This is a genomic window from Muricoccus vinaceus, from assembly GCF_042433125.1.
In the GTDB taxonomy this organism is placed as follows: Bacteria; Pseudomonadota; Alphaproteobacteria; order Acetobacterales; family Acetobacteraceae; genus Roseomonas; species Roseomonas vinacea.
The window spans coordinates 1-10650 of sequence record NZ_JBHLVZ010000090.1 but is presented as its reverse complement, the minus strand read 5'-3'; the positions used below and the strand labels follow the sequence as shown (position 1 = coordinate 10650).

The following is a 10650-nucleotide window of genomic DNA, read 5'->3' as shown; positions in this document are numbered from 1 at the left end:
GTTCGACGCCGAGTTTTACCTCGAAAGCTACCCGGATGTTCGAGAGGCGCGCATAGATCCGTTCCTTCACTACATGCAGGACGGCTGGAAAGAGGGACGTAACCCTTCAAAAAGTTTTCGGACTGAGCGTTACCTCAAGCTTCATGATGATGTCCGAATGGCAGGCATCAACCCGTTTCTGCATTATGTCCAATGCGGAGCTACAGAAGGCCAGTCGTTGCTCTATGCTCCGAATGCGGATCGTGACCTGCTGGAGCACGCAATTCCCCCCAGCGTGCGAGCACAAAGTTGGCGGTTGGCTGACACGATTTCTGCCAACCTGACGCAGCAGGAGTTGAGCAAGACGCTTTTGGAAGCGTCCAGGAAAGGTGGAGTGGGTTTCGTCGTCTCTATCAGCCACGACGACTATTTCGCGAGTATCGGCGGCACACAGAACATAATTGGCGACGAAATGCGCAAGCTCGTCGATGCGACATTCCACTACCTACATATCTACCCGGCTCACCCCTTACCCACCCTTGCCCCGAGCGGGGCGGGAGACCTGATCGTCGGCATTCGATTGAACGAGAAGAAGCTTGGCTTCGTCCGATTTTCTGATTTGGTCGCCGCGCTCAGACCGGTCCGGCAGTCCTGGCCGGTCTTCAACGTCATCGTGCATCACCTTCTCGGACATCGCCCAGAAGACGTGGCAGAACTTGTGGCAGCTCTCCTACCGGACCGCGTATTCGCCTTCGTACACGATTTTTTCTCATTCTGCATCAGCTACACGCTACTCCGAAACGATGTGACCTACTGCAACTCTCCTGATGTGGAAGCCGGATCGTGCCTGGTGTGTTGCTATGGTGAGGAGCGTAAGGAGCATCTACGCCGTATTTCCGCCTTTCTTGCAGAAGTACGGCCTACGCTGGTAATTTACTCGCAATCAACCCGAGACATATGGGAAGCACGAAGCCCCTTCGTGTCACTTGATATTCTGCCTGCAAGATTGGCTAAGGTAGAGCTGGACGAAGCCGTCGAGCCTTCCCATGGTGTGATCACTGGCGAAGTGCCACTACGTATTGGCTTCGTAGGCACGCCGGCTCATCTTAAGGGCTGGAATACCTTTGCATCTCTCGCCAAGGATTTCAGGAATGACGGGCGCTATCAATTCGTACAGCTGAGCGCCCGCTCTATGGGTCAACCAGGGATCACGCATGTGCCGGTCTCCGTTCTTCCGGGCGATCGCATGGCCATGGTGCGCACACTCCGGGAACAGCGGATCGATGTTGCTGTCATTTGGTCCCTTTGGCCTGAGACCTTTTGCTTCACAGCCTATGAAGCAATGGCAGCGGGCGCGTACATAGTGACCCGCACGCAAGCAGGCAACGTATGGCCAGGCATTCGTGCTGAGGGCGAGCGACAAGGGACGGCCTTGGATACATCTGAGGAACTCCACGAACTCCTCGCAAACGGGGATCTGATCGCTCTCGCCTGCGCGCCAGGTCGAAAGCGCGGAAAACTAATCATCGAGGCGCCGCTAGCGGAGTACATCCTCCAAAACCAAGCTGCCGTGCAGAATCTCGCGGAGGCCTAAATGAGCAAGAACGTTCACTGTTTCACTAGCGTTTCTTTTAGTTACCTTGACCGAGCCCGAGTGTTGGTGGAGGCGGTTAAGCGCTTCCACCCTGACTGGACCTTCTGGCTAGGCATATCAGACGAAGAGCCGGACGGATTCGATTTTGACCCTGCTCAGGAAATGTTCGATCGAGTTCTTTGGATTAAAGATCTTGGTATTGCCGACCTTCAATCTTGGATCTTTAAACACAATGTCGTCGAACTTTGTACGGCCGTTAAGGGACAGATGCTGCTGCATCTTCTTGAGCAAGGCGCAGACAACGTTATTTACCTCGATCCGGACATTGCCGTTTTCGGGACACTCTCGCCAGTACTAGATCTTCTGGACACTCATAACGTTGTCCTGACGCCCCATGTTGTAATGCCCGAAAAAATTCACACGGCCATAACGGACAATGAGATTGGCACGCTGAAGCACGGCATCTACAATCTTGGTTTCCTGGCCGTGAGGAACAGCAAGGAGGGACGGCGCTTCTCGGAATGGTGGCGAGACCGTCTGCTGAAATATTGTTATGAAGCCATTGAGGAAGGGCTGTTCACCGATCAGCGCTGGTGCGACTTGGCCCCTTGTTTTTTCGACGGCGTTTATATCCTCCGCGATCCTGGCTACAATGTAGCGAGTTGGAATTTAAATCACCGTCTGATCACCTTTGACGAGCAAGGTACCATTCTTGCCGGCGGCAGCGTACTGCGTTTCTTTCATTTCACAAAGGTGAATTCAGTTGGTGAAGTAATGCTTGAGCGATACTCTCACGGTCAGATTGGCGTCTTCGAGTTGTTAAAATGGTATAGGCAGCGGCTAGTGGCTCATTCTGTTGCCGGCCTGCCGCCGAAATGGTGGAAATTCGGTCGCTTCGATAATGGGCAGGTTATTTTGCCAAATCATCGTTTGCTCTATCGGCACCGCGAGGACCTTCAGCATGCCTTCCCTAATCCGTTCAGCACATCCGGCTACGGATATCTCGATTGGTTTAATGAACATGGCATGCCATTGAACCTGCGTTGATGAACAAGAAACAGGTTGACGAACGAACGGGTGTGCTGCCCACCCACTTGACGTCATTTCCAATGATCGACGTGCTCCGGGGCTTTGCGGCGATCTCCGTCGTAATCTACCATACAATCGAGCATTTTGGGTGGAAGGAGTTTCCAACCCAAGGCGGGCTGGTCTGGTTCCGCATAGGTTGGATGGGCGTGGATCTGTTCTTTGTCATCTCTGGTTTCGTAATAACTCTTTCTGCGCTCAACCGACTGGATGGTAGGGAACTGGCTATCTTCAGGAGTCAGTTCGTCCAGCAGCGGCTCATCCGAATCTTGCCGTTGCATTACCTCACGTGCCTGGTTTTTATCATTTTCATTGTGCCGGATTTTCTTTTTGTGAACGGCTTTTGGGCGCACATGGCGAGCCACTTGTTTTTTCTCCATAATCTATTTTTGGAGCATTGGGGCAGCATAAATGGAGTGAATTGGTCAATCGGAACCGAGATGCAATTTTATCTGCTAATTCTTTTCATTGCCCCTTGGATAGCTCACACTCATTGGTGCGTGATCTCATTGACCGGCGTTTTTCTTGCCTGGGTTTGGCGAGGCACTGCCTTCATGCTTGTTGATACAAGTGGAACTTGGGGCAATTTTCCACTCGTGGTTGCAAGTACACAGCTCCCCGGCATGCTCGATGAGTTTGCGATCGGCGCTTTGCTCGCAAAGCTGATTCGTAGCGAACGTGGAGGCGAACTGCTTTCCAACATGAAGTGGAAGTCCTGGATATTGCCCCTTGTGGCCGCTGCCATGTTGTGGGTGATGCTAACTGTTTATTGGAGGAATGCTAGTTTTTGGAATTCGCTCACTATGGTTACGACATTCCGCACACTCATGGCCGTAAGTTGGGCCTTGTGCGTGCTGGCTGCAGTGATTTTAAGTTCTAAGCCCTTGCTTGTGCGCTTCACAGGGCCGGTTCGTTATCTCGGAACCATTTCATACGGGATCTACCTTTGGCACCTTCCGGTGATCCTGTCTCTCAAGAGAGTAACTTGGCTCTCGGCGCCGGATGCGCTTCCATATGTAGTTACTCTCACCATCATCCTTGCCATGATCTCATGGCATTGTTTTGAGCGACCACTCCTTCAGCGTTTCGCAATCTCAGGCAACCGTTCTCTATAGGGCAGTCAACAAGGGGGCCTGAATGCTACCACTACGCTGGTTCGTATTCATCCGGTGGGAGCCGCCCTGTCTGTAAGTGGAGCTTATAGGCCCTTGCCGCCGAGCACCACTGCATGAGCTCGTCGATGCGGCTGTTCGGCCAGCCGCTGACGAGGCAGGTCAGCACGTCGGTGAAGTAGCGCTGCGTGACCAGCCCCCATCGAGTGGTGCGGACGAAAAATCAGTGCAGCATTATAGTGGGCGCTTGGGTTTGGTGGTCCAGATTCAGTGTTATCCTTCGGCGGCTACGGAGCCCTCCGACAGCCCTGAAGGGCCTGCCAGAGAACGATATTCCTGCGGCGTCCTCTGGCCAAGAGCCATGTGAGGACGGCCCTCATTGTAGTCGCGGCGCCAAGCCTCAATTTCCCGCCGTGCCTCGGCCAGCGTCCCGAACCAGTGCAGGTTCAGGCACTCGTTCCGCAACGAGCCGTTGAAGGTCTCGATGGAGGCGTTGTCCGTCGGCTTGCCCAGCCGGGAGAAGTCGATCCGGGTGCCGTGATGGTAGGCCCAGAGATCGACGAGCCGGCCGGTGAACTCCGCGCCGTAGCACATCGGGAAGGTTGAACCGGATCTGGGTCTGACCTGGTTCAAAGGCGGCCACGACCGGCCAGCGAGCCTCCACAGTGATGGTGTCCAGCCACACGGAGAGGAGCCGACCGGCCATGACCAGGTCTCAGCCTACACCCCCCACTGCTGTCCTTGTCGCCATCGATGTCGCCAAGCTCAGGAACGAGGTGCTGATCGAGCTGCCCGAGGCCCGGCGGCGCCGCAGGATGACGGTGACCAACACCCGCGCCGAGCACGACCGGCTGGTGGCCGAGCTGCAGGCGTTGGAGCGCCCGGTGACCGTCGGCCTGGAGCCGACCGGCCACTACCACCGCCCACTCGCCTGGCAGCTGGTGCAGGCCGGCTTCGACGTGCGGCTGATCTCCTCAGTTGCCCTGGCCCGCACCAGGGAGGCGCTCCACAACGGCTGGGACAAGAATGATCCCAAGGACGCCCAGGTCATCCTGCACATGCTGCGGATCGGGGCGGCCAAGCCTTACCACGATCCGCTGGAGCACGGGATCAACGACATCCAGGAGCTGTCGATGACCCACGAGGTGGTGTCCAAGGCCAAGACCGAGGCGCTCCACCGCATCCAGACCCACTACCTGCCGCTCTACTCTCCCGAGGTCGACCGCTTCCGGAACAACACTCGCAGCGACTGGTTCTTCGCCCTCCTCGAGCGCTTCCCCGTGCCGGCCAGCATCACCGCTCTCAGCAAGGAGGCCTTTGTCGCCGCTGCCTGGGACCTCGCCGGCCGCAAGGTCGCCAAGGCGCGGCTGCTCGGCGACATCTACGAGACCGCTCAGAATTCCATCGCCCTGCCGACTCCGCCCGAGGCGCCTGCCATCACCATGTTCCGCCTCGTGATCGCCGAGGCGCGCCACTTGATCCAGCAGCGCGACATCATCGAGCGGCTCGCCGGCGAGCTGCTGGGCGAGCATGCCGACTTCCGCCGCCTGCAGCAGGTGCCGGGCATCGGGCCGATCAACGCACTGGCCATCCTGGCCGAGGCGGGTGACCTGCGCCGGTTCGGACATCACCGTCAGTTCCTGAAGTTCTGCGGCCTCGACCTCGCCACCCACCAGTCCGGCCAATTCCGCGGCAAGACCAAGCTCTCCAAGCGCGGCAATGCCCGTCTGCGCCGGACGCTCTGGATGGCCGCCCAGGTCGCCATCCGCCAGCGGGAGAACGGCTTCCGCGCCAAGTTCGAGCGCTACGTCGCCAAGGACCGGGACGATCCGGACCTTCGGCGCAAGGCGTTCACAGCCATCACCGCCAAGATGGCCCGCGTGGTGCACGCGATCATCAAGAGCGGCGTCGACTACCGGCCCTTCGTCGAGGGGCCGGTGCCAGGTGGAAGAACCCCTCTCTATCGGAGCCGTGAGGGCGCATCCGCGACCCTGTAGATAATGTTCGGGTCTTCCACCTGGGTCTGCATCTCGTCTCGAGGACGGTGAGGGCCGCGGCGGTCTCTACAAGGACGTGGGGGCCGCCGACGGACCCTGTGTTTGCTATGGTCGAGAGCTCCCCCATCGCGGTGGAGGCCACCTGGTTTTGTGTTGCTGCGCGTTCTGACGTCAGTGCAAACTGGCGATGGAGACTTGTTGGCCAAAGCGTCCCACGCCTTCCCGTTCTAGGACGTTGTCCGCAAACAGGTACCTCGGCGCCCCGCGTTCCTGCACAAGGCGGTTCACAACCTCGACCACGTGCTCGCCCCGCAGCCGCTGGCCCGCCTCGATGGCTAGACCTTCGCGGCTGAACACGTCGACAACCGTCAGGGCCCGGAACTTCTGCCCGTTGCTTAACCCATCCTGGATGAAGTCGAGGCTCCAGGCCTCGTTCGGCCGCGTCGGAACACAGCGCGTCTCCCGCTGCACCACCATCTTGCGACGCTTTGGCCGCTTGCTGCGCAGCGCCAGCCCCTCCTCGCCGCGGTAGAGCTGCCACACGAGGTTCTTGCCCACCTCCCAACCGTCTCGCCGCAGCATCACGTGGAGCCGCCGGTGGCCGTAGCGGATCCTCACCCGGGCGATCTCGTGCATCCGTTGCCGGATCTCGAGCCGCGGATCCCGCGTGCTCGGCTTGCGCTGCGTCGAGCGGTGCTGGCGTGTCATGGCACAGGCCCGCCGTTCGCTGAAGCCGTGGCTCGCCGTCACGTAGTCGGGCCTGAACAACCTCTCGGATGCTGATTTGCTTGGGAGAGTTGGTGGGTTTGGCGTTCCGGAATTGCAGGGTTCAGTTGGAACCATGCGGTAATCCTGCGAATCTTGCGGGCATGAAGCATCGTCCCGCCCTCCGGAACAGGCCGACCTGCTGCGACCACGCCTGGCCGAGATGATCAATGGTCGGCACGAACTGGTCCGGCTGGCCGCTTTGGTCACTGGTCCTGGTTCGAGCGAGAGTGGGCCGGCTTCTTCCCTGCTGGTGAGGGGCGGCCCGCCACCCATCCGCGCCTGGTGGCGGGGCTGATGTACCTGCAGCACACCTTCAACCTCTCCGACGAGGCAGTGCTCGCCCGCTGGGTAGAGAACCCGTACTTCCAGCACTTCACCGGTGAGGTCTTCTTCCAGCACCGTCAGCCCATTCACCCGTCCTCGCTCAGCCGCTGGCGCGGGCGCATCGGCGAGGAGGGCGTGGAGTGGCTGCTAACCAAGACCATCGAGGCGGGGCGCGCCGCGGGGGCCGTGTCGGAACGCAGCTTGGCTGAGATTGCGGTGGACACCACCGTGATGGAGAAGGCCATCGCGCATCCGACCGATAGCAAGCTCTACGAGAGGGCCCGTTGCTCCCTAGTGGCGCTGGCTGGAAAGGCTGGGATCCGCCTGCGGCAAAACTACAATCGCAAGGCTCCGCGCCTGGCAGCCCAGGCAGGGCGTCACGCCCATGCCCGACAGTTCCGGCGCATGCGCAAGGCGCTGCGCACGCTCAAGGGCTACACGGGACGCGTCCTTCGCGATATCGCCCGCAAGCTCGGCGCCGTCCCCGAGGGAGGGCTGCGGACGCGGATCGAGCAACGCATGACCCTTGTCACCCGCCTGCTGCGGCAGACGCCCAGGAGCGCGGGCAAGATCTACGCCCTGCACGAGCCCGAGCTGGATTGCATCTCCAAGGGCAAGGCCCGCATCCGCTATGAGTTTGGGTCCAAGGTCAGCATCGCCACCACGCTCACCGGCGGCTTTGTCGTCGGCATGCGCTCCATGCCCGGCAACCCCTACGACGGGCACACCCTCCCCGATGCCCTCCAGCTGGTGGAGACCCTCACCGGGCCATGCCCCAGCCTCGCCGTGGTCGACCGCGGCTACCGTGGCCATGGCGCCCGCGGCACGACGGGGCTTGTCAGCGGCACGCGCCGCGGCCTCACGCCACCCCTGCGCAAGCTCCTGCGCCGCCGCAGCGCCATCGAGCCCGAGATCGGCCACATGAAATCTGACGGACGCCTCGCCCGCTGCGCCCTCAAGGGCACCATCGGTGACGCCCTCTACGCCGTGCTCCGCGGCTGCGGACACAACATCCGCAAGATCCTCGCCCACCTCAGGGCCCTTTTGCTCGCCCTCCTTGGCGCCCTCATTCACGCAACGGGTCAGCGGGACTACCAGCCGGTTACGATCCAGACAGCCGGAAGAGGTTATTCAAGGCCGACCACGTAGGCCAATCCACCCGCTCGCGAACCGCACCGCTACCCGGCTGGGATCACCGGATTGCCCGGCTGACTTCACTCGGACCGGGTGGCTGGTTTCGATCGGAAGCGCCGGCTGGTTTCATCGGAATACGCAAGGGACGGGGCCTGCGTCGCTAAAGGCGGGACGCGGCGAAGACCACCACGTCGTGGACGGTTTTCACCAGCTCCCGCGCATCGGCGAAAAGGGTGGCGATTTGGTAGGTGAGCAGGAAAAGCAACGCGTAGAACCAGCCCCGGTGGGTTTCGGCCAGATGTGAGATCGTCCGGCCCGTGCGCTCTGGAATGGGCAGGCGTGCCATGGCGGCCATGACAACGATGCCCAGCACGGCGCCGGCCAGGATGTCGGATGGGTAGTGCAGGCCGAAATACACGCGCGGCATGCAGGTGACGATCAGCGCCCAGGCGAAGGCTACGGCACCGAGGGCGCGATGCCCCAGGAACACCGCCGTCGCCACCGCGAAGAACAGCACCGCATGATCGCTGGGAAAGGAGCTCCACTCGCGCAGGAGTTCGGATGGAAGATTATGGGCCAGCTCGAAGCCGCTCTCCAGGAGCTCGGGGGTGTGCAGGGGTCTCGGCCGGGGGGGGAGGAGGTTCTGCATGCCGCGCGCCAGAACAACGGCGACGAGGGTCCCGGCCAGGGTCCGGACGATCTCCGGCGCGGGCTGCCGCGCGCCGCCGCGCTCCCAGGCGCACCAGAGCAGCGCGACGAGCACCCCGCCCTTCAGGAGCGGCGAACCAATCAAGTGGAGGAGAACAAAGTCAAAGGTCCAACTCGTACCCACCCAGCTGTTGAGGTGGAGGAGGATCGTGGCATCAAGGCTGTGCATTCGCGCGGGTGTGACACTTTTATGTATGCAATGCCAAGAGAGCGGTCCTGGGGCCGCAGCCCCTTTGCCTCAGCCTTGCTCCAGCTTACCGCCTCCATGGAGGGACGGCTGGCGGCGGGACCAAGCGGCGCGTGGCAGACCGCGCCGGAGATCGTCAGGTCGGAACCTAGGGGCGCGACTGAGCGCCGGGCGAGGGTCGCAGTTGATCTGGATCAACGCCAGCCAAGCCCGCCCGCGACTCACCGAGGAGGAACCGCTCCCTGCCCTTGTGTTCCACCCGGCGACTGCGTTGCATGGACCAGCTTAAAGGCAGATGAGCACCATTGGCAGCTCTGCGATTACGCGAGCCGGACATACTCCGGCCGTCCAAGCTCAAGCATGCGGTTCAGCGCACCGACCGCAATGGCCACCTCCGTCGCCCAGCGCCCGCCCGTGCGCGAGCGCAGTCCGCCGCCAATGACCCGCTTGACACGCGCGATATCCGTCTCAACCAGGGCGCGCCAATTGTAGCCCGAGGCCTTCTGCCAGCCCATGCATCCGCGCTCAGCAATGGTCTGCGGGTGCTGGTCGCGTTGGGTTGGCGCCGTCTCGGCCATGGCACTTGGCACGGCGCTGGACCGGAGTGGGACGGCCACGGCAGCGCCGGGGTGCCGTGCGGCGACCTCGCCATAGACGCCGTCCTGATCGTAGGCACCATCGGCCGTGAAGGCGGCGATCAGGCCCGCGACCTGATCAAGCAAGGGGCCGACCTGGGAGGCGTCATCGACGTCGCTCGCCGTCGATGATGACGCGACGATCTGCCCGGTGTCGGCGTCCACACCGATATGCAGCTTGCGCCACAACCGGCGCGTCCTGCTCCCGTACTTCTCGACCAGCCACTCGCCAGGCCCGCATAGCCGCAGCCCGGTGCTGTCCACCAGCAGGTGCACAGGGCGGCTAATGGGGTAATATCGTGGCATCCTCAGTGTCTCGGCCCGGCGGCTGAGGGTGGAGTGGTCCGGCACGACCATTTTGAGACCGAGCAGGGAAAGAATGGAGCCGATCAGGCCCTCGGTCTGGCGGAGAGCCAGGCGAAACACCGCGCGCAGGATCAGAGCCGTGGTGATCGCCCGGGCTGAATAAAGCGGCTGCCCGCCGCGCGTGGTCCGGGGCTCCACCTTCCAAGCTGAGATCGCCGCGTCCGTGAACCAAATCGTCAGACTGCAGCGCCCACGGAGAACGACATCGTACTCACTCCAGTTCGTCGTTCGGAACCGCTGCTTCGGAATGCGGTGACGGCGGTCGGCATTCGCCTTGGAAGGCAAGCCTGGCGCCCGTCGAGGATGGCAGGGCATCGTCCCTTACCATCCCACCTCGGGCGGATCTCCGGACCGATCGATGCAACACGCCCGATATGGACCTGAAAAGCTACATGGCTGGTACCCCACTAGCCATCGTTCCCTTGCAGCCGAGACGCTGCGTCGCGACCAACAAAGAAGCTGGCGAAGGCTGCGGTGATGTAGCCGAACACGGCGAAGGCGTAGGTAGCGAGCAACAGGCAAAGAACTCTTCCCTCAGCGGTGCGCGGCCAGAAGTCAGATCCCATGGTGGTCATCAGCATCGCTGTCCACCACAACGCGTCACCGAAGCTGCCGAAGCCGCCCTCCACTTCAGGAGCTCGTTCAAAGGCATACATTCCAGCGGCGCCGAGCAAACTTACCAGAGCGGTAAGCGCAACAACGTATCCCAGCCCTCGCCGACGGAGGCCTGCTCTCAAAGCATTCATGCCGCGATTTGCGG

Annotated in this window: 7 protein-coding genes and 3 pseudogenes; 5 read left to right on the top strand and 5 right to left on the bottom strand. The window is 61.2% G+C overall.

Annotated elements, in window-relative coordinates:
- The 3 genes and pseudogenes from ACFFIC_RS26290 to ACFFIC_RS26280 form a co-directional block, all read left to right on the top strand.
- Positions 1–1573, top strand: a pseudogene (locus tag ACFFIC_RS26290) (hypothetical protein); the annotation flags it as partial.
- Positions 1574–2620, top strand: a complete 1047-nt coding sequence (locus ACFFIC_RS26285) for a hypothetical protein (protein ID WP_377056011.1) — start codon at positions 1574–1576, stop codon at positions 2618–2620.
- Complete coding sequence (locus tag ACFFIC_RS26280; RefSeq protein WP_377056009.1) at positions 2620–3774, top strand: acyltransferase family protein; 1155 nt, start codon at positions 2620–2622, stop codon at positions 3772–3774. The genes ACFFIC_RS26285 and ACFFIC_RS26280 overlap by 1 nt, the downstream gene beginning before the upstream one ends.
- Positions 3775–4044: 270 nt before the next feature.
- On the opposite strand, the pseudogene ACFFIC_RS26275 reads toward ACFFIC_RS26280, so the two are convergent.
- Positions 4045–4356 (bottom strand): annotated as a pseudogene (locus ACFFIC_RS26275) (integrase core domain-containing protein); the annotation flags it as partial.
- A 119-nt stretch (positions 4357–4475) separates the two neighbouring features.
- Here ACFFIC_RS26275 and ACFFIC_RS26270 point away from each other — a divergent pair.
- The gene (locus ACFFIC_RS26270) at positions 4476–5768 is read left to right on the top strand and encodes an IS110 family RNA-guided transposase (protein ID WP_377056007.1); all 1293 of its coding nucleotides are present in this window, start codon (positions 4476–4478) and stop codon (positions 5766–5768) included.
- Positions 5769–5939: 171 nt separating this feature from the next.
- Here the strand turns inward: ACFFIC_RS26270 and ACFFIC_RS26265 are convergent, their stop codons facing one another.
- Positions 5940–6536, bottom strand: a complete 597-nt coding sequence (locus ACFFIC_RS26265) for a DDE-type integrase/transposase/recombinase (protein WP_377056005.1) — start codon at positions 6534–6536, stop codon at positions 5940–5942.
- Between the two features lie 101 nt (positions 6537–6637).
- Here ACFFIC_RS26265 and ACFFIC_RS26260 point away from each other — a divergent pair.
- A pseudogene (locus tag ACFFIC_RS26260) lies at positions 6638–8009 on the top strand (IS5 family transposase).
- A gap of 145 nt (positions 8010–8154) precedes the next feature.
- Here the strand turns inward: ACFFIC_RS26260 and ACFFIC_RS26255 are convergent.
- The 3 genes from ACFFIC_RS26255 to ACFFIC_RS26245 form a co-directional block, all read right to left on the bottom strand.
- A complete protein-coding gene (locus ACFFIC_RS26255) occupies positions 8155–8871 on the bottom strand; it encodes a phosphatase PAP2 family protein (RefSeq protein ID WP_377056003.1) in 717 nt (238 codons plus the stop codon).
- Between the two features lie 338 nt (positions 8872–9209).
- Entirely contained in the window at positions 9210–10175 is a 966-nt protein-coding gene (locus tag ACFFIC_RS26250; RefSeq protein ID WP_377056001.1) for an IS5 family transposase, read from the bottom strand.
- Between the two features lie 122 nt (positions 10176–10297).
- On the bottom strand, positions 10298–10650 hold a 353-nt coding region (locus ACFFIC_RS26245), incomplete at its 5' end, for a potassium channel family protein (RefSeq protein ID WP_377055999.1).